The organism is Cetobacterium sp. ZWU0022 (genome assembly GCF_000800875.1).
GTDB lineage: Bacteria > Fusobacteriota > Fusobacteriia > Fusobacteriales > Fusobacteriaceae > Cetobacterium_A.
Map to the genome: position 1 here is coordinate 1 of NZ_JRJZ01000002.1, position 24,717 is coordinate 24,717.

Below are 24,717 nucleotides of genomic sequence, written 5' to 3' on the forward strand. Positions count from 1 at the left end.
CTAAGCTACTTTTAACATGTCGTAACTTTTCATTACGAAACGTGTCGCACCATTAAAATAATTAAAGATATTACTCTCATAACTTTTTTAGGTTGTGGATTATATTTAACTCCAAAATAAAGAAAAACAAAAACTAACGAATATCCCAAAAGATAAAAAAAGTGTAGCTTGTCAAATAGTTCAAACTCCATTAAATCCTCCTAGTATTATTTATGAAAACCTAAATCTGCAGGATTGATATCACCAGAGACATGTTCAATTTTTCCACCAATATTTTCGAACTGTTCTCTTCTTGCAGCGGTTTTTTTGATAAGGTTTACTGTTTTTTCATTTAATGACGATTTATTATAATGCCCTTTAGACCAATAATCAATAATTAATTTGCTATCTCCAAAAATTTTTAAATTGTTTCTTCTAATTGCGATATCGATAGCTAGATATATTCCTATTAATTCACCATAGTTATTAGTACTTCCTTCTGGTGCTAAATAGTTTCCAAATTCATTTATCATATGTTCTGGCATGATGTTATCAAGAAGAGATATTCCTTTGATATCTGTTACTCTAACTTCAACACCAATTCCTCTTCCAGTTCCAGCATCAAAATAGATTCCTTCGATAAGTTTTTCTTTAGCTTCTTTTAGTTTCTGTTTTTTATCTTCGTAGATTCCACCTTGAGCAAGCCACTCTTTAGCTTCTTTTTCTGTTTTGAAAGATTTATATCTCGCTTTCTTTCCTTTTGTTAATTGTTGACATTCTGGCCAAGAAGTAACAATGGAAGAGTATTTTTCATTATCTATAATAAAAGCATAATATTTAGTAGCCATAACTCTCCTTTTATCTTTTTTATAATATTTTATCATAAAATTTTATAAAAATAAAAAACTTTATGTTGAGGCCAAAAAAATGTTGCAAAAGTCAAAAAATTATGATAAAATCTTTACGATAAATAGAAAGATTATAGGAAGGTGACAATAATGAGAAAAGGAATTCATCCTGATTACAAATTAATTACTGTTGACTGTACTTGTGGAAACAAGTTCGAAACAAGATCAACAATGAACGCAAAGGACGCAGAGCTTAAAATAGCTGTATGTGCTAACTGCCACCCATTCTACACTGGAAAAGCTAAGTTCGTAGACGCTGCTGGAAGAGTAGAGCAATTCAACAAGAAGTTTGGATTAAAGAAATAAGAAATAAGAAAACGGGACTATGTCCTGTTTTTTTTTAAAGTATAAGTAACAGGGAGGTTAAAATGGCTGTAATAGAGATAAATCATCCATTAATACAACACAAATTAACAATATTAAGAAATAAGGAGACTGACACAAAGTCTTTTAGAGAGAACTTAAATGAAATTTCTAAGTTAATGACTTATGAAGTAACAAAGAATTTAGTTCTAGAAGAGATAGAGGTTCAAACTCCTCTGATGAAAACAACTGGATATACATTAGGAACAAATATCGCAGTTGTACCTATTTTAAGAGCCGGATTAGGGATGGTAGATGGAATCGTTTCATTAATTCCTACAGCTAAAATAGGGCATATAGGTGTTTATAGAGATGAAGAAACTCTAGAACCAGTATACTATTACTGCAAACTTCCTGTAGATGTACAAAATAAACAAGTTATATTAGTAGATCCAATGTTAGCAACAGGAGGATCAGCTATATATGCGATTGATTACTTAAAGCAATCTGGAGTTAAAAATATAGTATTTATGTGTTTAGTAGCTGCACCTGAAGGAATTGCAAAAGTATTACAAACGCATCCAGATGTTGCTATTTATACAGCTAAAATAGACCAAGGTTTAGATTCAAACGGATATATTTATCCAGGTTTAGGAGACTGTGGAGACAGAATATTTGGAACAAAATAATTATAAACGGGTGGTCTTATGTCCACCCTTTTTATTTTTCATAGAGATAAAGTCTGAGGAGGGAAAAGATGTTAAGTGTTATAATTCCAGCTTATAATGTAGAAAAATATATTGAGAGATGTGTAAAATCTGTTTTGAATCAAACTTTAAAAGGGATTCAGATAATCATTATTGATGATGGATCAAAAGATAGCACTTCAGAAATTTGTGAAAACTTAGCTGAGCAAAATTTAAATATAAGTTATAAAAAAGTGAAAAATGGTGGATGTAGTGCAGCTAGGAATTTAGGTCTTTCTTTAGTAGAAAATAAATACGTTGCATTTTTAGATTCAGATGATTGGATAGATGAAAATATGTACAAAGATATGGTGAACGTAGCAGAAAAAGAGAGAGCAGATATTGTAATTTGTGGATTTAAAAAATTAGATGAATCGGGAAGGGTTTTATCAAAAGTTAAAGTTCCAGAAAGAGATGACAAGGATAGCTATACAGATTGTACTACAGAGTGGTTTTCATCTCCTTGTAATAAAATTTACAAAAAAGAGATGATTGAAAAAAATAGTATTCAATTTTTACTAGATATTTATACAGGAGAGGATATGTTTTTTAACTTTATGTGTTTTTTCTTCAGTAAAAAAGTTGTTTCTATTGATAAACCGTATTATAATTATTTTATGAACAGTGGTTCTGTATCAAATAATTATAAGAATAGAACAGATATATATTTAGTTATAGATGAACTTATAGCTTTTTATAAAAAAAATGAAGTATATGAGAAGAATATAGATAAAGTTAGAGAATGCTTTAAGTATCATGGTATAATGTATCCATTTGACGTTTTACAAAGATTAAGTGAAAATAAAGTCGAAGACTGGAAAAAGTTTTATTTAAAAATAAAAGAAGAGATAGGAAGATTTTCAGAATTAAAAACTTTTGAAATAAGACTTTACTATTCTTTTAGAATTTTTAGATTGAAAATGATGGGTTTAAAAAAGTATAAGAAGATACTAACAAAAAAATAGGGTGAGGGAAAGTGAAAAAAATATTAATAAAGGCGTATGCCCAGTTGAATTTAGGTGATGACCTTTTTATAAAAATGCTTTGTGAAAGATATAAAGATACAGAATTTTATCTTTATGCAACACCAGAGTATGAAAGATTGAAAGGTATAGATAGTAATAATTTGAATATACTTTATAACAATACATTTGCTAAGAAAATTTTATTTCGTTTAGGAAGAAAATTTGGAGTTCCAAATATATTAGAAGATTTGAAGGCGAGAGAGTTAGATGGTGTAGTGAATATAGGAGGTTCTATATTTATAGAAAATGATTTTTCAGAGGAAGATTTTAAAGTCAGAGAGAGAAACTTAGATTTCGGAAAAAATTATTTTGTATTAGGAGCAAATTTTGGTCCATATAAAAATGAAGCATTTAGAGATATGTATCACGAATTTTTCAAAAGTTGTAAAGATGTTTGTTTCAGAGAGAGATATTCATATGAAATTTTTGAAGATTTAGAAAATGTTAGGTATGGAAATGATATTGTATTTAGTTTAAAAATAGAACCTGTAGAAGCTGAGAACTATGTTTTATTCTCAATAGTATTACCTTCAGGAAGACCTGGGTTCACAGGAATAGAATCTGAATACTTCAATAGATTAAAAACCTTAACGTTAGATATTATAAAATCTGGTAAAAAAGTTAAGTTTATGTCGTTCTGCCAAGGCGAAAAAGATGAAGAAGCGATAAATAAATTACTGAATATGATTCCGAATGAGCAACATAAGCATATTACAAAGTATCTTTATAGAGGGGATATAAATGAGGCTCTAGATATAATTAATAAAGCTGAGAGTGTGGTTGCAACAAGATTCCATGCAATGATATTAGGATTTATTTTTAAGAAGCCTGTCTTCCCAATAACATATAGTAAAAAAATGACAAATGTTTTAGAGGATATAGAGTTTAAAGGAAATTTTGCATCGCTAGATAATTTAAAGAATTTGAACTATGAAAAATATAAAGAAAATTTAGCATTATCGGATGAAGTTTTAGCGAAAGCCTCTGAAAATGGAGAAAAACACTTCTTAAAGCTAGATGAATTTTTATCGATATAGGTAGTGCTATGGTAAAAAATGAGTTGAAAATAGGAACAGTATTATCAATGCTAACAATTATAATGAGTTCTTTAATTCAGATTATATATACACCACTATACATGAGATATTTAGGTCCGGCAGACTATGGAATAAACTCTTTGGTTCAATCTATAATGGGATATATTTCTATTTTGAATTTAGGACTTGGAAATACAATGCTGAGATATACTGTTAGATATAGAACAGAGGGTAAATTAGAAGAGGAAAAATCTTTAAATGGAATGTTTTTATTAATTTTTTCTATTCTTATGACTTTGGCAATAGTTATAGGAAGTTATATATATATTAATATAGAAACATTTTTTGGAGAGAGATTTACAACAATTGAATTACAAAAAACAAAAATGGTTTTTATAATACTGTCTTTGAATGTAATTCTATCATTTCCATTGACTATTTTTTCAACAAATATAGCTTCTAAAGAGAAGTTTATATATCAAAGAGGATTAAAGTTATTGACAATGATATTAAATCCAATTGTAGGTGCATTACTAATGATAAATGGATTTGGATTGATCAGTGTGACACTATCAACACTGTTCTTTGCAATAACTTCATATTTTTTTGATATAGCTTATGCAATAAAATTGGGAATGAGAATAAGATTCTCAAGGTTTGATACTCATATTTTGAAAGAGATATTTACATATTCATTTTTCATATTTTTAAATGTTCTGATAGACCAGATATATTGGGGGACAGATAGAGTTATAATAGGAAAGTATATCGGAGTAACTGGAGTAGCAGTATATTCTGTAGGTGCTATTTTTAATACTCTTTATACTGGCTTTGCATCAGCTATAGCTGGAGTTTTATTTCCAAGAATAAATAGATTAATTGTAGAAGGAAGACATACTGAAATAGATGAACTATTTTTAAAGGTTGGAAGATTACAATATATTCTTTTGGGATTGATATCTTCAGGGTTTGTTTTGTTTGGTAAAGATTTTATAACTCTTTGGGTAGGAAAAGAATATGTAGAAGCATATAGAATAGCTTTATGGATAATGATACCCCTTACAGTTCCTTTAATTCAGAGTATCGGTGTAAGTATAATGCAAGCTAAAAATATGCACCAATTTAGATCTGTTGTATATTTGATAATAGCATTTTTAAATTTAGGAATGAGTATTTTTTTAGTGAAAAAATATGGAGCGATAGGTTGTGCTATCGCTACAGGAATATCTTTTATATTAGGTCAAATAATAATAATGAATATATATTATAAAGTTGTTGTTGGATTGGATATAATTAGATTTTGGAAAAATATATTTAAAATGTCAATTCCAATTGGGATTACAATGCTTTTTGGAATTATTTTAAATACTTATTTAAATAATGTAGATTATCTAAACTTTATAATTAAAACTGGGATATATACGATTTTATATTCAATATTAATTTGGATAATGGCATTAAACGATTATGAGAAATCACAAATTCCAATTTTGAAACTATTGGATAAAATAAAAAAGTGATGATTAGATTTCATCACTTTTTTTGTTACCCATATATTCCTCTGTTAAGAAGTGGATTCCTAAAAATAGAATATACCATCCGAAAACTATGTAAACAGCTTTGTCAGTAAGCAAAGGTAAAACTACAATTAAAGATCCAAAAAGGAAATGTAAAAGTCCTTTTACGATTACGAGAACTCTAACTTTAGCATTTGTTTTTTCCCACGAAGTAAATTTATTGTCTCTTCCTAAGATTAAAATTAGTCCCTTTAAACAAAGAAGAACACCGATGTAACTTGTAAAGAATAACTGGCTGGTAAAAGTGTTTAAAAGAATAATTGCAACAGAGATAAGTTCGATAATTCCCTCTGCTAAAACAAGCCCCCAATGGAAGTATGGACTTTTTCTATTACTTGTAGAATAGAATATATGATAAGCTCCATTTAAAAATAGAACGGTACTTAAAATATATTCAATATTTTTATTAAAAAATCCCATATTGCTAATTCCAAGAGCTCCGATTAAAACATAAAAAATCCCCAATGTTAAGAAAAATGATTTGAAATTTACCTTCATTATAAATTCTCCCTTAAAGAATAGTTGTTGATGAAATTATATCAAAGATTAGTTTACACTTCAATCAAAAAAAACTTCACATAAAGGCAAGAGCTTGGTATAATATTAAAAAGTTTGCTTAGGAGGGACAGATGTTTTCAAAAAATATACAAAACTTAAAAACATCTCCTGTAAGAGAGTTGATACCATACTCGAAAAAAGCTAAAGAAGCTGGGATAGACATTATACATTTAAATATAGGACAACCAGATTTAGAAACTCCAAAGGAGTTTTTTGAAGCAATAGAGAATTTTGGACAAGAAACAATAGCGTATTCAGACTCTTCGGGGAGAAAAGAGTTAATAGACTCAGTAAAAGGATATTATAAAAATTTAGGGATGGATTATAACAGTGATGAAATCTTAATAACTGCTGGAGGAAGTGAAGCACTACTATTTACGTTGATGACACTTTTTGATGCAGGAGAAGAGGTTTTGATTCCAGAACCATATTATGCAAATTACAATAGTTTCTTTGCAATGTTAGGGATAAAGGTTGTGGGGATACCAACTCAATTCGAAGATAACTTTAAGTTGCCAAAAAAAGAGGTTATCGAAAGTTTAGTAACAGAGAAAACAAAGGCAATAATGTTTTCAAATCCAGGGAATCCAACAGGTTCAGTTTATTCAAAAGATGAACTGCTTATGTTAAATGAGATTTCTAAGGAGAAAAATTTATTTTTAATCAGTGATGAGGTTTACAGAGAGTTTATCTATGATGGAAAAGATACAGTTAGCTGCGGAACATTTAGTGACAATTTAGAGAGAATTATTTTGATAGATTCAATATCAAAAAGATTCTCAACATGTGGAGCTAGAGTAGGAACGATTTTAAATAAAAATAAAGAATTCATGGCATATATTTTAAAGCTTTGCCAATCAAGACTATCTATTTCAACTTTAGATATGGTTGGAGCAGAAGCTCTTTATAGATGTAAAGATAGAGCTTACTATGAAACTGTAAATGCAAAGTATATGGAGAGAAGAGATTTCCTATATGAAGGATTAAAAAATATAGAGGGTGTAGTATTAAATAAACCTGAGGGAGCTTTCTATTGTATTGTTCAACTTCCAGTAGAGGATGCAACAGAGTTTTCAAAATGGTTATTGGGAGAGTTTTCATATGATAACTCAACTGTTATGTTAACACCAGCAAAAGGATTCTATCAAAGAGAGGAATTAGGAGTAAATAAGGTTAGGATATCTTATGCTCTAGACTTAGATAGATTAGAAAAAGCTGTAAAAATAATTGAGTTAGGATTAAAAAAATATAATTCAAAGTAGATATAAAAAAGGTGTCAGAAAAATATTCTGACACCTAATTTTTTTATTTTTTTAATAGAAGCTCACGAAACTCTTTTGCTGTCATTCTATTACTTTTTATCTCCTTTTCAACTTTAGTTGGAGGAGTAAGAGTAACTTTTGGTGAGTATAAAGAGTTTGTTAATGAGTTTATATGAGTTATGGCAACAGCGATAGCATCGGCTGCATCATCTGGCTTTGGAATCTCATCAAGTTTTAATATTTTTTGAACCATCAATTGAACCTGTTTCTTATCAGCTTTTCCATATCCAGTTATTCCCATTTTCACTTGTAAAGGGGTATAGTTTTCAATTTGAAGATTTTTTCTTTTTCCAGCTAAAACAATAACTCCCCTAGCTTGTCCAACACTGATAACTGTTTTATTATTTTTGAAGAAGAAAAGTTCCTCTATCGCCATAAATTGTGGTGAGTATAAATCTATAATCTCTTCTAGCTCATCAAAAATTTGAAGAAGTCTATCCTCCATAGCTAAATTTTTATCTGTAAAAATACATCCATATTTTATAAGAACAATCTTATTTTCTTTATAATCCACAATAGAATATCCAACAATAGCTGTTCCTGGATCGATACCTAAAATTCTCAAAAAAATCACCTCGCTTTAGTTTAACATGTAGAAAGAAAAAAAACTAGCGGGTGTATATAAGTTTAAAAATTATGGTATAATAAAAACAAAAATGATGATATTAGGAGAGAGATGTATGATTTTAAAAAGAGCTATGGCAGCACAGTTAATAGAAGAGTTAAAAAAGCAAAATAAAAAAGTAGTATTTACAAATGGATGCTTCGATATTTTACATGTTGGACATTTGACTTATTTAAACGAAGCTAAAAGACAGGGGGACATCTTAATTGTAGGTGTTAACTCGGATGCTTCGGTGAAAAGATTAAAGGGTGAATCAAGACCAATCAACAGTGAGTTAGATAGGGCAGAGATGTTATGTGGTTTAAAAGCTGTAGACTATACAGTTATTTTTGAGGAGGATACTCCATGTGAGCTTTTAGACGAATTAAAGCCATCAATTCATGTAAAAGGTGGAGATTATACAAAGGATGATTTACCAGAAACAAAGATTGTTGAAAAAAATGGTGGAGAAGTAAGAATTTTAGGATTTGTTGAAGGGAAATCTACAACAAATATAGTTAACAAGATACAAGGATAGGTGAAAAGTTAGTGAGAAAGATATTAAAATTTGAAGAGATTAATGCTTTGGCTAAAAAGTTAGCAGACTATGTTTCGCCAAATACAGTAGTAGCATTGATTGGTGATTTAGGTACTGGGAAAACTACGTTTACAAAAAACTTTGCAAAAGAGTTGGGAATAGAGGAAAATTTAAAAAGTCCAACATTTAATTATGTATTGGAGTATTTAGATGGAAGATTACCTTTATATCATTTTGATGTATACAGACTTGGGAGTGCAGACGAAATCTATGAGATAGGATATGAGGATTATATAAATAACGATGGTGTTGCTCTTATAGAGTGGGCAAATATAATTGAAAGTGAACTGCCTAAAAAATATATAAGAATAGAGTTTGAATATGCTTTAGAAACCGATGACTTAGAGGTTAGAGCTGTAAATTTAGAGTATGTTGGAGATAAAGAAAAAGAGGAGGAGATGTTAAAATATGTTGATTTTAGCTATTGATACATCTACAAATATAGGGACAGTTGCTCTGTATGATGATAAAAAAGGGTTGGTAGGAGAGATAACTTTAAACGTAAAACAAAACCACTCGGCGATAACGATGACAACGATTGATACACTTTTTAATTTAACAGGTGTGGATAAAAAAACCATTGATAAGATTGCGGTGAGTATTGGTCCAGGATCGTTTACTGGAATTAGAATTGGAGTTGGACTAGCAAAAGGATTAGCCTATGCTTTAAAAAAATCAATTGCAGGAATAAATGAGCTAGATTTACTGGCTCAGACTTATACTGGAGATAAAAAAGTTGTAGCTATGTTAGATGCAAGAAAGGAAAGAGTATTTGCTGGAGTATATAAGAAAGAGAATGGAGCCTTTATTTTAGAAGGTGACTATATGGCAGAAGAGTTAGAAAATATTTTAAACTCTATTGAAGAGGAAACAGTTTTTGTTGGTGATGGAGCTGTAGTTTATGAAGAGTTAATCAGAAATAGATTGGGTGATAAAGCTATTTTTATAAAAAAATCAATAAATGTTTCTAGAGCTTCACTGTTAGCTGAATTAGCAGTAGAGAAAGAGGATAATCTATTTACACTAGAACCATATTATGTTACAAAGTCACAAGCTGAAAGAGAAAAAGAGGCAAAATAAAAATCGAGGTGGGATTATGAACTCTTTTAAATTGAAAGATGATATCTATTGGGTAGGATCACTGAATCCTGATTTGAAAGTTTTTGATGTAATAATGGAAACTCAGTTTGGAACAACTTATAACTCTTATCTATTAAAAGGTAGTGAAAAGATTGCTATTTTTGAAACAGTAAAAGAGATTAAATTCAATGAGTTTTTAGAGAGACTCAAAACATGTTTAGATGATATAAAGTTGATAGATTATATAGTTTTAAACCATACAGAACCTGATCATTCGGGATCTGTAGGAAAATTATTAGATTTAGCTCCGAATGCAAAAGTGGTAGGATCAAAAAATACGATTGAATTTTTAAAAGGAATTTTAAATAAAGAGTTTCCTCATATTATTGTAGAACACGGGGATAAAATCTCTTTAGGAGATAAAACCTTGAAATTTATTTCAGCTCCGTTTTTGCACTGGCCAGATTCAATCTATACATATGTTGAAGAGGATAAAGTTTTAGTCACGTGTGACTCTTTTGGTTCACACTATAGCTTTGACGATATTTTGCTTTCAAAGTTACCATTAGAGAAAAAGAGAGATTATATGATTGCCTTAAGATATTATTATATGTGTATTTTCTCGCCATTTAGAAAATATGTTTTAGAGGGTATCGAAAAGATAAAAGATTTAAAGATAGAGATGATTTTACCTGGTCATGGACCAGTTTTAGATGTGGATATAGATAAAGTTATTGAAACATATAAAAATTGGTCAACAGTAAAAAATCCAAATGAATTTAAAAGTGTAATAATTCCTTATGCTACAGCTTATGGATACACAAGAGAGTTAGCAAAAGAGATAGAAAAAGGGATAAAAGATTATAACAGTACAGTAGATGTAAAAAGTTATGATTTGGATGTACAGAATTTTGGAAAATTAGAAGGTGAAATTTTAAGAGAGTTTCAATGGGCTGATGGAATAATATTTGGAAGTTGTACGATAAATGGAGATACACTCCCAGTTATTTGGAATCTTTTAACATCTTTAAATCCAATTGTTCACGGTGGAAAATATGTTTCAGCTTTTGGAAGTTATGGATGGAGCGGAGAAGCAGTTCCAAATATTTTAGATAGATTAAATCAACTTCGAATGAACGTTATCGATGGAATAAAAATTAATTTTAGAGCATCAAGAAAAGAGTTAGATTCAGCTTTCGAGTTTGGACAGAATTTTGCAAAGCATATGTTTTTAAAAACTATTCCAGAAAAAATTGTGGCAGAGGAAGTAGAAAATCTAAATCCAGACAGAAAATTTATGAAGTGGACTTGTACAGTTTGTGGTGAAAGTTACAATCAGATTGACGCACCAGATATTTGTCCAGCTTGTGGTGTTGGAAAAGAATTCTTTGTTCCATCTCCAATAGAGGAGAAGTTAAAGAAAGTTGAAACGGATGATATGATTGTTATTGTTGGAGGAGGAGTTGCGGCATTATCAGCAGCTAAAGCAGCTAGAGAAAGAAGTGAAGATGTGAGAATAACAATCCTATCCAATGAAAATGAATATCCATACTATAGAACCCTTTTATCAGAAATGATAGGGGAAAGTATTGAAAGGGATAAATTCTTAGTAAAAAATGAGAAATGGTACGAAGATAAAAAAATAGAAGTAAGATTAAATACAGTTGTAGAAAATATAGACCATGAGAGTAAGAGATTAAAAACATCTAAAGGCATAGTACAATATGACAAATTAATAATAGCAACTGGAGCAAAAGCAATGATTCCTAGTATAGGGAATTCGCATCTTAAAGGTATATTTACTGTTAGAGATAAAAATGATGTTGATGAGATAAAAAATTATTGTATTGGTAAGAAGAAAGCTGTTGTTATAGGTGGAGGAGTTTTAGGGTTGGAATCAGCATGCGGATTACAAAAGTTGGGATTAGAAGTTACCGTTATAGAGATGATGCAGAGAATTTTACCAAGACAACTTGATGAAGATGGATCAAAGATTTTTGAAAAATGTATAGAAAAAAGTAACGTAAAATTATACAAAAACTCTAAAGCGGAAAGGTTTAAAGGGACGAATGACGTTGAAGGAATTTATCTAGATAATGGAGAGTTTGTGAAAGCGGATATTGTAATCATAAGTTCTGGAATTACTCCAAACAAAGAGTTGGCTCAATCAGCAGATATAAAAACTAATAGAGGAATTGTTGTTGATGAAAAAATGCAAACTTCTAAAAAAAATATATATGCATGTGGAGATGTTGCTGAGTATAAAGGAAATATAATTGGACTTTGGCAAATCTCATCAGATCAAGGAAAAGTAGCCGCATTAAATGCTTTAGGAATAGATGAAAGATATGAAGATAAAATTCAACCGGTAACTTTTGAAGGCATGGGTACAAAAATATTTTCAGCAGGAGGAGTTTTAGAAACAGGAGATTCAGTTTCTGAAACAATATTTGAAGAGTTAATCTATAAAAAGTTAAATTTTAAAAATTCTCAATTAATGTCTGGAATTTTAATTGGTGATGTGGAAAAAGGAATAGTAATCATAAAAGGATTAAAAGATGAAGAGAAAAAAGGAAATCTTTTAAAAAAGTTCTATAAATAGGTAAGAAATTAAAATTGACAAAAATAGTTAGGTATGTTAAAGTACAACTACAATTTAAAGGAAGATTTTCCGTGTTAAGGAGGAAAAAATGGGAAAAGTTTTAAGTTTAAATAATTCAAATTTTAAAGGTGAAGTAACAGAATCAAAAGGAATTGTATTAGTGGATTTCTGGGCTGACTGGTGTGGACCTTGTAAGATGTTAGCTCCAATTTTAGAAGAGCTTTCAGGAGAAACTTCTGCAAAGATATGTAAAGTGAATGTAGATGAAAGCGGAGATTTAGCTGGAGATTACGGAATTAGAAGTATCCCAACAATGATTATCTTTAAAGATGGAGTTAAAGTTGATCAAATCGTTGGATTAAGACAAAAATCAGAGCTTTTAGAAAAATTGAATTCTTATTAAAATAATAAATAAAAAGGTTGCTACTGGCAACCTTTTTTGTTTTATGGTATAATTGAACTTAACATAAAATGGGAAAATGGGAGGGCTAATGAAAAGGAAAATCTATTTGATTTTAGCATTAATGGTTGTTGCAATGAGTAGTTTAAAAGCACAAACTGAGATGCTTAAAGATACACAGGATGAAGTTGAAATAGATTTAAACTCTAATACTATGACTTCAACAGATGGAGTAAATGTTAGATATGGATCTTTAAAGTTAAAAGCTTTTGAAGTAAGAGTAGATAGAGAAAGAAATAGAGCTTATGTTCCTGGAGAATTTTTCTTAGAGGCGGATGAACCGACCGGAAAGTTAAAGATAGATTCATCTAACGGAGAGTTTGATACTGAAGGAAATACTGGAAGCTTTGGAAAAAGTTTTGGATATCTAGAGGTTGGTCAGATTACAGGAGCAGAAAAACCAAACGATAGAATATATTTCGGTGGAGATAAAACCGAATATTTAAATGGAAAAACCTATTTAAGAAATGCTTGGTTTACAACTGATCCTAAAATTATTGAAACGAGAAACCCTTCAGAAGTTGGATACCATTTGCAATCAGATACAATTGTAATAGAGCCTGATAAACAGGTAACTTTTAGAAATACTGATTTATTTATTGGAGATACAGATATAATCCCATTTTCATTACCATGGTATAGATTTAATATAAGACAAGGATCGGAAGTACCTTTATTCCCAAGCTGGGGATCAGATGATGATTATGGTTGGTATATAACATCAGGAGTACTTTGGGGAGATAAAGACAGTAAGTTTAAAGGTGGAATTTCACCAAAGTTTGGAGATAGAATCGGTCTTTTAATTGGAAGAATGGAAAATTGGTATGACCTAGGTAGTTATGGAAGTGGACAATTAAATATAAATGATTGGCTTGTACATAAAAAAGCTGATGAAGATGAGATTGAAAGAAACTTCAATAGATGGGATGTAAATTATACTCATAATTACTCAGGAGAAAATGGATATTTAAATCTGAACTATCAAAATGCAACATACAATATGATTTCAACTATGGATGATGGAATAGATAGCTACTTCCGTGGAAAAGAAAATACCAATAACGGTTGGAAATATATAGATGGTATACCTGATAAGGGTGGAAGTTTAGGATTCTATAATTTAGATACAGAGCTAACAAATTTAGGAAGCAATAATGATATAACCTTAAAGGCGAAGTTAAATTTAGTATCAGATAAAAAAGCTTACGGTGTTATTGTTGCAGAGCAATTAGACGATATGGATTACGGAGCTTCAGCAGACTATGATTTAACAAGTGATATCTCAATTCAAAAAGAGAATGAGAGATATTCGATGGGTGCTTATTATAACTACCTTTATGATATGGATCCGGGATCGACTAAAAAAGATTTACAATCGAGAGCTGAAAACTTTGGATTCAATTTCAATGATAAAGAGAATAAGATTTTCATATCTTATGATGATAAATCTGGAGATAAGTTTAGAGAGTTAAACTCTTGGGAAAGAGACCCAAACTTCAGTAAATTAAATAGAAAAGGTTTCTATGGAATAGAGTTTGATTATACTCCTTGGACAGTTTCACAATATGATATCTATGATAGCAAAAACTTAAAAACTTCACTGGGAGAATATCACCTATATAAAGATGTATTCTATAAAGTTGGATATGATTATAGTGAGTTTGAACACAAATTAAGTCTTGAAAGCGATCCATTTAGAGAAAAAGCATTATATAGAAATAGTAAGACTAATATTTTAAATCCAGGAACAAAAAATTATAGAGATGCTCAATACAACAGATATGAGAATATAATCTATAATAAAACTACAGAAAATAGAGGTTACATAGACTTTATGTATGATAACTATAAGTTTACTGTAGCTGGTGGTAACACTAAAGAGGAGATTTGGGATAGAGAGGGAATCTATACATACTCTGATTTTGATACTCCTTGGGGTAGAGAAGCTTATAGAGTTTATGTAAACGAATCAGATTTCTATGAGGTTGGATTATCTAATGAAAAACTTTCTTTAGGTGCTTTAGGAGATTTAGAGTTATACGGAAACCTTAGATTCGATCAATATGACAAAGGTTATGATGATGAAAAATCAAAAGAGCTATCAACAGAGGATAAATCAACTAGAGTTAGAGCTGGATTTGCTCACGATGTGACGCTATTTGATAATAGTGACAACAGAGATAGAGTTACAGATCTAGCTTTAAACAATAGATTGACATATATGTATCAAGATTACTCTTACGATTCTGACTCTAAGATGACTAGCGATAGAAGAATGTTCCATAAAGAAAATGTAAATGAAGTATCAGATACTTTAACATTCGATTTAGGAAACACTCAAACTATATACACGGTTGATTATAAGGATGTTAGAAGAGCAAGTAATGACAATAAAAAAGGTGAAATCTTAAATCAAAAGTTAGAGTTCTTAATCGATGATGAGAATAGTTTTGGTTTAGATTATGGAATAGATAAAAGATTTACAGATTACAACACAGAAAAAGAGAACCATAACGATTTAACATTTGAAAACTATGGTGCTAACTACAGATATTCTAATAACTATTTCTACTATAAAAATCGTAGAATAGATTCTAGTATTTGGAATATTGAAGGTGTAAGTGATGCTGAAGAAAGAATCAGAGAAGATGTCTATGGATACACTTATGACTTTGGTAAAAATAAGTTAAACTTAGAGTATATTGAAGGAAAAGATGAAAGAGATGAAGAGAATGCAAAAGTAATTAATACTAAGAATAAAACTTACTCAGTGTCATACTTAGTTGGTGGAGATGTAGAGCATCTTTATAAAGCTAGCTACGAAGATTACAAAAATGCAGGAGATTGGAATAACTCACTATCAAACTATAATTCGGATGTAGTTTATTTAGCTTATACTTATAAGGATAAGAGATTTACAGATGCAGAGTTAGTTTCATATGCAGCTTCAGAATATAAAAAGACACCAGATCAACTATCTCAAGTTGAGATTGATAGAATTAGACAAGTTTTAGAAGATAGAGAAAACTCTAGAGTTCGAACATTTAATTTAAATAGAATTGTGGATGATAGAACTTATTTTGGAGATTATAAAAGAGGATTCCACACATCTCTTATGATGCAAAGAAATGATAAGAGATATGAACAAACTGGAGACTACCTAAAGTCTTTAGAAGAGTTAGAGGGAAGATTATTCTATTCATACAATAGAATAGGACTTGGGTATGTCTATAACCAAAAATCAGCTTTCCAAAGCTATGTAGATACAGCAAAATGGAGAGATACAGAGATAGAGCATGAGTTTAGCTTACATGCAAAAGTTGGAAAACCTAGTGAAGGTTGGAGAACGAAAGCTTATGTTAAATTCTATGATCAGTTGAGTGGACAACCTGAAGAAACAGGAAGAAGCACATTTGATGGATTTGGAGTGGAAATAGGAAAAGAGTTTGGATACTATGAATGGGCAGTGGCTTATGAAAGAGATTATTCATATAGAACCAAAGATTACGAGTGGAGTATGGCAATTCAATTCAGATTGTTAACATTCCCAGATTCTAATATCTTTGGATTAGGAGCAACAACAGATAAAAACAAAAAGACATCCCCTGATACATATCTATTTGATGGAATCAAGATAGATGATCTAGAGGATTAAAATATTTTATATTTATAGAAAAGGAGAAAAACATGAGAGTAATATTACCAAGTGGAGATATAAAAGAGTTTGAAAACAGTGTAAATATGTTTGAGATTGCAAAATCAATCAGTAACTCTTTAGCTAAAAAAGCTATTGGAGCAAAAGTAGATGGAAAAGAAGTAGATATGAGCTACGTATTAGATAGAGATGCTAATATTGAAATCATAACTCCAGAAACAGAGGATGGAGAAGAGATCATAAAGCATTCAACTGCTCACTTATTGGCACAAGCAGTTATAAGATTATTCCCTGGAACAAAAGTTGCAATAGGTCCATCAATAGAGAATGGATTCTATTATGATTTCGATCCTGAAAATCAATTCACAGATGAAGATTTAGAAAAAATCGAAGCTGAGATGAAAAAAATAGTTAAAGAAAATATAAAAGTTGAAAGAATAGAAATGGTTAGAGAGGAAGCTATTGAGCACTTCAAAAACCTTGGAGAAACTTATAAAGTTGAGATAATCGAGAGTATTCCAGCTAACGAAATGTTAACATTCTATAAGCAAGGAGATTTTATCGATTTATGTAGAGGACCACATGTTCCATCTACATCTTACTTAAAAGCTTTCAAATTAAAGTCAGTAGCTGGAGCTTACTGGAGAGGGGATTCTAATAACAAAATGTTACAAAGAATCTATGGATTTGCTTTCGCAACTGAACCTCAATTAAAAGCTCACTTAAAGTTCTTAGAGGAAGCTGAAAAAAGAGATCATAGAAGATTAGGTAAAGAGTTAGAGTTATTCTTTACAAGTGACTTCGGACCAGGATTCCCGTTCTTCTTACCAAACGGTATGAAAATGAGAAATGTATTAACAGATTTATGGAGAAGAGAGCATGAGAAAGCTGGATATGAAATGATTCAAACTCCTATCATGTTAAATAAAGAGTTATGGGAAACTTCAGGACACTGGATGAACTATAGAGAGAATATGTATACATCAGAGATTGATGAAACTGAATTCGCTATAAAACCTATGAACTGTCCAGGTGGAGTTTTAGTTTACAAGCATGGAATGCATTCATATAAAGATTTACCAATCAGAGCTGGAGAGTTAGGAATCGTTCATAGACATGAGTTCTCAGGAGCACTTCATGGATTAATGAGAGTAAGAAACTTTACACAAGATGACGCTCATATATTTATGACTCCAGAACAAATCGAAGATGAGATTATTGGAGTAGTAAACTTAATAGATAAATTCTACAGAGGGCTATTCGGATTCGAATATGCAATCGAGTTATCTACAAGACCAGAAAAAGCTATTGGATCTCAAGAGATTTGGGATAAAGCTGAATCAGCTTTAGAGGGAGCTTTAAAGAAGTTAGGAAGAGATTATAAATTAAATCCAGGGGATGGAGCATTCTATGGTCCGAAGCTAGACTTCAAAATAAAGGATGCTATCGGAAGAACTTGGCAATGTGGAACTATCCAATTAGACTTCAACTTACCAGAGAGATTTGATATCTCTTATGTTGGAGAAGATGGAGAGAAGCATAGACCAGTAATGATTCATAGAGTTGTTTATGGTTCATTAGAGAGATTCATGGGAATATTAATCGAGCACTATGCAGGAGCATTCCCAACTTGGTTAGCACCATGTCAAGTTAAGGTATTAACAATAAATGATGATGTTGTACCTTATGCAAAAGAGTTAGTATCAATATTAAAATCTGAAGGAATCAGAGTTGAAATAGATACAAGAGCTGAATCTATCGGATACAAAATTAGAGAAGCTAACGGAAAATATAAAGTACCTGTACAATTAATTATTGGTAAAAATGAAGTTGAAAATAGAGAAGTGAACATTAGAAGATTTGGTTCTCAAAACCAAGAGTCAATGTCATTAGAAAGCTTCGTAGAGATGATAAAAGACGAAGCAACACCAAAATTTAATAACTAATTAAATTATGAGCAGGAATTTTTTCCTGCTCTTTTTCCACTTAAAAATATATTAGGAGAGAGAAATGGGAATTAGATATAGTAAGATTGAAAATAAAAATAAAAGAGAGATTGTTTTGTTAAAAGGATTGCCTTGTAAGTATGGAAAGTGTAAATTTTGTAACTATATAGAGGATAACTCAACAGATTTAGATGAGATTCAAAAAGTGAATATAGAAACTTTAGAAGAGGTAACAGGCGAATTTGGAGCCTTAGAGGTTATTAATTCGGGTTCTGTATTTGAACTTCCAGAATCAACTTTAGAAAAGATAAGAGAGGTTGTTTTAGCAAAAAATATAAAACTACTTTACTTTGAAATCTATTATGGATATAAAAATAGGTTGAATGAGATTAAAGAGTTTTTCAAAGGGATAGATATAAGATTTAGAATGGGAATGGAAACATTTGATAATGATTTTAGAATACACTCTTACGGAAAAAATTTCAAAGTTGGAACTGTTGAAATAGAGGATTTAAGTCAAAAATTATATTCTGTTTGTCTTCTAATCTGTGTTAAAGGTCAAACTAAAGAGATGATAGATAGAGATATCGAACTAGGATTGAAATATTTTAAAAGTATAACAATAAATATATTTATAAATAATGGAACTGAAGTAAAAAGAGATGAAGAGTTAGTAAAATGGTTTATTCAAAAGTATGCTCATCTACAAGATGATCCAAGAGTTGAGTTATTGATAGACAATAAAGATCTAGGAGTTTTTGAACAGTAATAATCTATTCCTAAAAAATTAGAAAAAGGATATACAGAATGAAGAGAGTAAAATACATACGAAAAATTTAATTTAGGAGGAAGATATGAAAGTAGTTATTGCGATAGATTCTTTTAAAGGTAGTTTAAGTTCTTTTGAACTAGGGAGTGCAATAGAAGAAGGAGTAAGAAAAGTATATTCGGATGCAGAGATAGTTAAAGTTCCAATAGCTGATGGTGGAGAGGGGACAGTTTCTTCATTAGTAGAAGGAACAGATGGAAAAATTGTTAAAGTTTTAGTTAATAATCCGCTGATGGAAAAAATAGAATCAAAGTATGGGATAATGGGAGATGGAACTGCAGTTATAGAGATGGCGGAAGCTTCAGGATTACCACTTATTCCAACAGAGAAAAGAAATCCTATGAAGACAACAACATATGGAACTGGAGAATTGATAAAAGATGCTATATTAAAAGGGTGTCGTGAATTTGTCATAGGAATTGGAGGAAGCGCAACAAATGATGCCGGGCTAGGTATGCTTCAAGCTTTAGGTTTTAAGATTTTAGATGAAAATAGAAACGAATTAGGTTTTGGTGGTGAGATTTTATCAAAAGTTAGATTTGTTGATTCATCATCAAAAATGAAAGAGCTAGATGATTGTAAATTTCTAATTGCATGTGATGTAGATAATCCTTTCTACGGACCAAGAGGTGCAGCAGAGATATATTCAAGACAAAAAGGTGCCACAGAAGAGATGGTTAAAGATTTAGATAAAGGATTAAAAGATTTATCTGAAGTTATAAAAAAAGAAACAGGAATCGATGTATCAAATCTTTCTGGAGCAGGAGCTGCGGGAGGATTAGGAGGAGGACTAGTTGCATTTTTAAACGGAAAATTATCTCCTGGAATAGATATGATTTTAGAAAAAGTTGGATTAGAGCAAGAGTTATCAAATGCAGATTTTGTGATAACAGGTGAAGGAAGATTAGATCTTCAAACAGCAATGGGGAAAGCTCCTGTAGGTGTAGCAAAGATAGCTAAAAAATTTGATATACCAGTTATAGCTTTAGCTGGAGGATTAACAGATGATGCTGTTCAAACTCATGAAAAAGGAATAGATAGTTTCTTTTCAATAATAAATTATCCAATTTTATTAGAAGAAGCTATGAAAAAAGAGATCGCATATAAATTTGTAAAAGGAAATTCAGAAGAGATATTTAGATTGATTAAAGTTTGTGAGAAAAAATATTCTAAGTAGTAGGGAGGAAAAATGACAGCATTTGGAGCAGTATTAGGACTAATAATTGCAATAATTTTAATTATAAGAAAAGCTAATCCAGCATATAGCTTGATATTAGGAGCCGTTATAGGTGGGTTAGCAGGAGGAGTATCTCTTCCTGAAACGGTAAATTTAATGATAAGTGGAGTAAAGGATGTTACTCCAGCGATTGTTAGAATCTTAACAGCGGGTATATTAGCAGGAATACTTATAAAAACAGAAGCAGCAACAAAAATAGCGGAAACAATAATAGATAAGTTAGGTGAAAAAAGAGCGATCTTAGCACTTGCGTTATCAGCGCTTATATTAACAGCAATAGGTGTATTTATTGACGTTGCTGTTATAACAGTGTCACCAATAGCTTTAGCTATAGCAAGAAGATTGAAAATGTCAAAAATGGCCATGCTATTAGCTATGATTGGAGGAGGAAAATGTGGAAATATAATATCTCCAAATCCGAATACAATAGCATCAGCTGAAAATTTTGGGGCTTCACTTTCGTCAGTTATGTGGGTAAATATAGTTCCAGCATTGATAGGTTTAATTGCAACGATTTTAATAGCAAATCTGTTGGTTGAAAAAGGAGAAAAAGTTATAGAGATAGAAAATATTGAAGAAAAAGGAGAGTTGCCATCATTCTTTGGAAGTATTGTAGGACCTCTTGTGACAATAACTTTACTGGCTCTAAGACCGATAGCTGGTATAAATGTAGATCCTCTTATTGCTTTACCAGTAGGTGGTTTAGTTGGAATAGTTTTCATGGGAAAAACAGCGAAATTAAAGGAATCTATGGAGTATGGACTTCAAAAAATGTCTGGAGTGGCAATTCTTTTAGTAGGAACAGGAACGGTAGCCGGAATAATTAAAAACTCTACATTGAAAGATGTTATACTTTCTCTGTTAGGAAAAGCTAATATAAGCGATAGACTTATTGCACCGATAGCAGGGGCATTAATGTCTGGAGCGACGGCATCAACAACAGCAGGAGCAACAATAGCATCAGCAACTTTCTCGGGTGCAATTTTAGCAGCAGGGGTTAGTGCTGTTTGGGGTGCGGCAATGGTGAACTCTGGAGCAACAGTTTTAGACCATCTACCTCATGGGTCATTTTTCCATAGTACAGGTGGAGCGTGCAGTATGAAATTAGAAGAGAGATTAAAGCTAATACCGTATGAATCTGCAATTGGATTTGTATTAGCTTTATCTTCATTTTTAACATATTTAGTAATAGGATAGAGTGTAAAAAAAGCTGGATAAATTTCCAGCTTTTTTATATATCAATATCTTCTCTAAAAATTTCCTTTACATCTCCTGGATTCATTCCGTCGAGAGTTAAATTTCCAAATTGAACTCTTTTTAGATAGATAACTTTATTTTTTACAGCTTTAAGCATTTTTTTTACTTGATGATATTTTCCTTCTGTAATTGTTAAATGAATACTTTTAGAAGTTAAATACTCAACTTTACTTGGAAGAGATGTATAATCAGTATCTAATTTTACTCCTGTTTCAAGAGCTAAAATATCTTCTTCAGAAATTTCTCTATCTAATTCGACATAGTATGTTTTTTCCATCTTTTTATCTGGGTGAGCCATTGTATAACTTAAATCACCATCACTTGTAAAAAGCAAAAGTCCTTCAGTATCTTTATCGAGTCTTCCAACAGGTGAGACAGATCTTTTATCTACAAAGTCAGGGAGAAGTTCAGCAACAGTTTTTTTATTCATATCCTCCATTGCGGTTATGTAACCAGCAACTTTATACATAATATAGTATTTTAGTTCTTTTTTCTTAGGAATAACTCCGTCGAAAGTAATGGTATCTATTCCCCATTCAACTTCAGTTGCATCATTTACCTCAACTAACCCATTAACAGTGACTCTGCCTTCAGCAACAGCTTTCTTTATCTTTCTTCTACTAGCCACACCACATTCAACTAAGTATTTTTCTAATCTTAATTTCAACTTTAATTTCAACCTCACAAATTTTATTTTCTATCATAAGATGGTAACATATTTTTGATATTTTTGCAAAAGAGACTATTTTTTTGGACAAATTATGTTAATTTATATATATGTTAAACAATAAAGAGGTTTTGGGAGGAAAGATGAGTTTTTTATTAGAAAAGTTTTTACAATATGTGCAGATTGATACAACAGCGGATGCTAAGAGTAAAACATGTCCGAGTACAGAGATTCAGTGGGATTTAGCTAAAGTAATAGTTAAAGATTTAGAAGAGATTGGATTAGTGGATATATCATTAGATGAAAATGGATATATTATGGGGACGCTACCATCAAATTCGAAAAAAGAGATTCCAACAATTGGATTTATAGCTCATATGGATACAGCACCATCGTTTAACGGAACAGATGTTAAACCTAGAATAATAGAAAAATATGATGGAGAAAATATAGTTTTAAATAAAGAATTAGATATCGTTATGCAAACTAAAGATTTTCCAGAGTTAAAAAAATATATAGATCAAACTTTAATTGTAACAGATGGAACGACTCTTTTAGGAGCGGATGATAAAGCTGGAATAGTAGAGATTATGACAGCTTTAAAATTTTTAAAAGATAATCCAGAGATTGAGCATGGAGAGATTAAAATAGGAATAACTCCTGATGAAGAGATTGGAAGAGGAGCAAATCTATTTGATGTAGAAAAATTTGGGGCAAAGTTTGCATATACGATTGATGGTGGAGAAATTGGAGAATTAGAGTTTGAGAATTTCAATGCAGCTTCAGCAAATATAGTTATTAAAGGAAGAGATATACATCCAGGAGCTTCAAAGAATAAAATGATAAATGCGATGTTATTAGCTATGGAATTAAATGCGATGCTTCCTGTTAGTGAAAGACCAGAGTATACAGAAGGATATGAAGGATTCTTCTTATTAACAAATTTTAAAGGAACAATTGAGTTAACAGAGATAGATTATATAATAAGAGATCATTCGAAAGAGAAGTTCTTAGAAAAGAAGAGTTTGATAGAGAACGCAGTAAACTATTTAGCAGGAAAATATTCTGATGCTGAACTTATTTTAACAATGACAGATAGCTATTATAATATGAGAGAGATGATAGAACCAGTTTATCATATTGTGGATTTAGCCAAAGAAGCTATGTTAGAAGTTGGAGTAAAGCCGATTATAAAGCCAATTAGAGGTGGAACTGACGGAGCTAGATTATCGTTCAAAGGATTACCTTGTCCAAATATATTTACAGGTGGACATAATTTCCATGGAAAATTTGAGTTTATACCTTTCCAATCTATGGAGAAATCAGTACAAGTAATTTTAAAAATTGTAGAAATTATGACGAGATAGTATTCGAGGAGGAAAAATGAAAACATATCATTTTTTAGTTAAAGGTAGGGTTCAAGGTGTTGGATATAGAATAACTACTCAGCTTAATGCTCAAAGACTTGGAGTTAAGGGTGTTGTAAAAAATTTATCTAATGGTGACGTGGAAGTTTTTGCTCAGGGAGAGGACATTATTATTCAAAACTTTAAAAAGTATTTAAAAATAGGTTCGATAATGAGTAAAGTTACGAGTATCGAGGAATCTATTTTGGATACTGAAAAGTTTGAAGAGTTCAAAAGTAAATATTAAAAAGCGATAGAAATCTATCGCTTTTTTTTATATTTCTTCTACATTTTCAGGGAAAAGAATATTGTTTAAAAGCATTGCTAAATCAGCAGCACTACACTCAACAATATGAGCTGTTATAAGCTCTTCATCATATCCATCAATATTAAAGAAAACTCTATCATTGTTAAGGAAAATCTCTTTTACAATTCCGGCTCCAACTTTATATGCTCCAGAAGCTTTAGAAATAGCTAAAACTTCGTATTCATCCTCTGTAATAGATAAAGTTTTTACATTTAAATGTTTAAGGTGATCTTTAACTAATTCTTCAGACTGCACATAAAAATCTTCTAAAATTTTAACATATCTATCTTTTTTTATAAGTTTATCAGCTAAAACAGCTAAAGAGAATGAATGGAAAATATCTTCAATGCTATAAGCCGAAGGAATCATATCTTTATTTTTTAAAAAAATCTCGATACCGTGTTCTCCCTCTTTTATTGTTTCTATAATTGGAGTTTTACTACCATCTAAATAGTCGATAGCATCAACCTCTAAATTTAAGACAGATAGTTTTTTTGCCTTTTCTTTTTTCATTAATGATTCGAATTCAGTTTCAATTTTGTCATAGAAATTAACAATAAAGTTGTTGAAAAAGTTTTCTTTCATAATATAATCACCACCATCATTTTTTAGAT

General features: G+C 30.8%; 24 protein-coding genes. 18 read left to right on the forward strand and 6 right to left on the reverse strand.

Features of this window, described 5'->3' with window-relative positions:
* Window positions 1-32: 32 nt before the first annotated feature.
* Complete coding sequence (locus tag L988_RS13520; RefSeq protein WP_156111904.1) at window positions 33-191, reverse strand: hypothetical protein; 159 nt, start codon at window positions 189-191, stop codon at window positions 33-35.
* A gap of 15 nt (window positions 192-206) precedes the next feature.
* Window positions 207-827, reverse strand: a complete 621-nt coding sequence (locus L988_RS00010; protein ID WP_047380307.1) for a ribonuclease H family protein — start codon at window positions 825-827, stop codon at window positions 207-209.
* A 150-nt stretch (window positions 828-977) separates the two neighbouring features.
* Between L988_RS00010 and rpmE the strand changes: the two genes are divergently transcribed.
* The 5 genes from rpmE to L988_RS00035 all read left to right on the forward strand — a co-directional run bounded on the left by rpmE (window position 978) and on the right by L988_RS00035 (window position 5,518).
* On the forward strand, window positions 978-1,193 hold the full coding sequence (rpmE, locus tag L988_RS00015; RefSeq protein WP_047380309.1) for a 50S ribosomal protein L31: 216 nt from the start codon (window positions 978-980) through the stop codon (window positions 1,191-1,193).
* Window positions 1,194-1,255: 62 nt separating this feature from the next.
* Complete coding sequence (gene upp / locus L988_RS00020; protein ID WP_047380311.1) at window positions 1,256-1,879, forward strand: uracil phosphoribosyltransferase; 624 nt, start codon at window positions 1,256-1,258, stop codon at window positions 1,877-1,879.
* A 68-nt stretch (window positions 1,880-1,947) separates the two neighbouring features.
* Entirely contained in the window at window positions 1,948-2,901 is a 954-nt protein-coding gene (locus L988_RS00025) for a glycosyltransferase (RefSeq protein ID WP_047380312.1), read from the forward strand.
* Window positions 2,902-2,912: 11 nt separating this feature from the next.
* Window positions 2,913-3,998: a polysaccharide pyruvyl transferase family protein gene (locus L988_RS00030; protein WP_047380314.1), complete on the forward strand. Its 1,086-nt coding sequence runs from the start codon at window positions 2,913-2,915 to the stop codon at window positions 3,996-3,998.
* A gap of 8 nt (window positions 3,999-4,006) precedes the next feature.
* Window positions 4,007-5,518, forward strand: coding sequence for an oligosaccharide flippase family protein (locus L988_RS00035; RefSeq protein ID WP_047380315.1), 1,512 nt, complete (start codon window positions 4,007-4,009; stop codon window positions 5,516-5,518).
* Window positions 5,519-5,521: 3 nt separating this feature from the next.
* On the opposite strand, the gene L988_RS00040 is transcribed toward L988_RS00035, so the two are convergent.
* Window positions 5,522-6,073 carry a DUF308 domain-containing protein gene (locus L988_RS00040; protein ID WP_047380317.1) on the reverse strand — a complete coding sequence of 184 codons (552 nt, stop codon included), beginning with the start codon at window positions 6,071-6,073 and terminating at the stop codon, window positions 5,522-5,524.
* Window positions 6,074-6,204: 131 nt separating this feature from the next.
* Here L988_RS00040 and L988_RS00045 point away from each other — a divergent pair, with 131 nt between their 5' ends.
* A complete protein-coding gene (locus L988_RS00045) occupies window positions 6,205-7,395 on the forward strand; it encodes a pyridoxal phosphate-dependent aminotransferase (RefSeq protein WP_047380318.1) in 1,191 nt (396 codons plus the stop codon).
* A 43-nt stretch (window positions 7,396-7,438) separates the two neighbouring features.
* Here the strand turns inward: L988_RS00045 and ruvC are convergent, their stop codons facing one another.
* Entirely contained in the window at window positions 7,439-8,020 is a 582-nt protein-coding gene (gene ruvC, locus L988_RS00050; RefSeq protein ID WP_047380319.1) for a crossover junction endodeoxyribonuclease RuvC, read from the reverse strand.
* Window positions 8,021-8,135: 115 nt separating this feature from the next.
* Between ruvC and rfaE2 the strand changes: the two genes are divergently transcribed.
* From rfaE2 to L988_RS00100, 10 genes are all read left to right on the forward strand, one after another.
* Entirely contained in the window at window positions 8,136-8,597 is a 462-nt protein-coding gene (rfaE2, locus tag L988_RS00055) for a D-glycero-beta-D-manno-heptose 1-phosphate adenylyltransferase (RefSeq protein ID WP_052191597.1), read from the forward strand.
* Between the two features lie 11 nt (window positions 8,598-8,608).
* Window positions 8,609-9,085, forward strand: a complete 477-nt coding sequence (gene tsaE / locus L988_RS00060) for a tRNA (adenosine(37)-N6)-threonylcarbamoyltransferase complex ATPase subunit type 1 TsaE (protein ID WP_047380323.1) — start codon at window positions 8,609-8,611, stop codon at window positions 9,083-9,085.
* A complete protein-coding gene (tsaB, locus tag L988_RS00065) occupies window positions 9,066-9,737 on the forward strand; it encodes a tRNA (adenosine(37)-N6)-threonylcarbamoyltransferase complex dimerization subunit type 1 TsaB (RefSeq protein WP_047380325.1) in 672 nt (223 codons plus the stop codon). Before tsaE ends, tsaB begins: the two co-directional genes overlap by 20 nt.
* A 16-nt stretch (window positions 9,738-9,753) precedes the next feature.
* On the forward strand, window positions 9,754-12,339 hold the full coding sequence (locus L988_RS00070; protein WP_047380326.1) for an FAD-dependent oxidoreductase: 2,586 nt from the start codon (window positions 9,754-9,756) through the stop codon (window positions 12,337-12,339).
* 88 nt (window positions 12,340-12,427) lie between these two features.
* Complete coding sequence (trxA, locus tag L988_RS00075) at window positions 12,428-12,742, forward strand: thioredoxin (RefSeq protein WP_047380328.1); 315 nt, start codon at window positions 12,428-12,430, stop codon at window positions 12,740-12,742.
* An 88-nt stretch (window positions 12,743-12,830) separates the two neighbouring features.
* The gene (locus L988_RS00080; RefSeq protein WP_047380330.1) at window positions 12,831-16,454 is read left to right on the forward strand and encodes a hypothetical protein; all 3,624 of its coding nucleotides are present in this window, start codon (window positions 12,831-12,833) and stop codon (window positions 16,452-16,454) included.
* Window positions 16,455-16,486: 32 nt separating this feature from the next.
* Window positions 16,487-18,400 carry a threonine--tRNA ligase gene (gene thrS, locus L988_RS00085; protein ID WP_047380332.1) on the forward strand — a complete coding sequence of 638 codons (1,914 nt, stop codon included), beginning with the start codon at window positions 16,487-16,489 and terminating at the stop codon, window positions 18,398-18,400.
* A gap of 64 nt (window positions 18,401-18,464) precedes the next feature.
* On the forward strand, window positions 18,465-19,169 hold the full coding sequence (locus L988_RS00090; protein WP_047380334.1) for a radical SAM protein: 705 nt from the start codon (window positions 18,465-18,467) through the stop codon (window positions 19,167-19,169).
* A gap of 85 nt (window positions 19,170-19,254) precedes the next feature.
* Complete coding sequence (locus L988_RS00095; protein ID WP_047380335.1) at window positions 19,255-20,406, forward strand: glycerate kinase; 1,152 nt, start codon at window positions 19,255-19,257, stop codon at window positions 20,404-20,406.
* Between the two features lie 12 nt (window positions 20,407-20,418).
* Window positions 20,419-21,663, forward strand: coding sequence for a GntP family permease (locus L988_RS00100; RefSeq protein ID WP_047380336.1), 1,245 nt, complete (start codon window positions 20,419-20,421; stop codon window positions 21,661-21,663).
* Between the two features lie 34 nt (window positions 21,664-21,697).
* Here the strand turns inward: L988_RS00100 and L988_RS00105 are convergent, their stop codons facing one another.
* Window positions 21,698-22,390: a pseudouridine synthase gene (locus L988_RS00105; RefSeq protein WP_047380337.1), complete on the reverse strand. Its 693-nt coding sequence runs from the start codon at window positions 22,388-22,390 to the stop codon at window positions 21,698-21,700.
* 143 nt (window positions 22,391-22,533) lie between these two features.
* Here L988_RS00105 and pepT point away from each other — a divergent pair, with 143 nt between their 5' ends.
* A complete protein-coding gene (gene pepT, locus L988_RS00110) occupies window positions 22,534-23,757 on the forward strand; it encodes a peptidase T (protein WP_047380338.1) in 1,224 nt (407 codons plus the stop codon).
* A gap of 16 nt (window positions 23,758-23,773) precedes the next feature.
* The gene (locus L988_RS00115; RefSeq protein WP_047380340.1) at window positions 23,774-24,043 is read left to right on the forward strand and encodes an acylphosphatase; all 270 of its coding nucleotides are present in this window, start codon (window positions 23,774-23,776) and stop codon (window positions 24,041-24,043) included.
* 27 nt (window positions 24,044-24,070) lie between these two features.
* Here the strand turns inward: L988_RS00115 and L988_RS00120 are convergent, their stop codons facing one another.
* Window positions 24,071-24,688 carry a hypothetical protein gene (locus tag L988_RS00120; RefSeq protein ID WP_047380342.1) on the reverse strand — a complete coding sequence of 206 codons (618 nt, stop codon included), beginning with the start codon at window positions 24,686-24,688 and terminating at the stop codon, window positions 24,071-24,073.
* Between the last annotated feature and the right edge of the window lie 29 nt (window positions 24,689-24,717).